At 63.2% G+C, this 611-nt stretch carries 1 pseudogene; it reads left to right on the top strand.

The annotated features are described in order from the left end of the window. Positions 1-611 (top strand): annotated as a pseudogene (locus tag NR126_RS28420) (sugar-binding protein); the annotation flags it as partial.

Here is a 611-nt window from a genome sequence, read left to right as displayed (position 1 = left end):
CTGAGCGAAACCGTGGCCCCTGGCGATGCCCTGTATGAAGGCGCCCGCAACTACCGCTACACCTTGACCAATGCCGACGGGCAACAGGCCAGCCAGATCGCCATCGACGTCAAGGGCGTGCAGACCCGCACCCTGTTCGACGGCCTGAACCGGGCGATCCAGGAGCAGCGCCAGGACACCGACAACCGCAGCGGCGTCCAGGCCGAAGCGTTTCGAGATACCTACTCCGCACGCTACAACGCCCTCGGCCAATTGGAGGAGGAAACCGAACTCGACTGGTGCAGTGCGCAGGCCCGCGACGATCTGATCCTGACCAGTCGCTACACCTACGACCAGTGGGGCGAGCAGTGCAGCGTGCTGCGCCCGGACGGTGTGCTCGAACACGAAGTCACCGACCCGGTCAAGCAAGTGACCACCACTTGGATCGAGGGCATGGGCAAGACTGTCACGCTGAACAACCTGTTCGAGAAGCCCGACTGGGTCAAGCGTTATGCCTTGGGTGATGACCCGTACGACCCGCGCGTCGAGCCACTGAGCGAACATCATTACCGCTACGACGGTCTGGGGCGCAGCACCGAAGAAACCGATGCCCTGAGCCGTACCACCCGTTA

This window comes from Pseudomonas sp. Pse1 (genome assembly GCF_024519635.1).
Lineage (GTDB): Bacteria > Pseudomonadota > Gammaproteobacteria > Pseudomonadales > Pseudomonadaceae > Aquipseudomonas.
The sequence above is the reverse complement of the archived record's forward strand: the minus strand, read 5'-3'. Positions and strand labels throughout refer to the sequence as shown.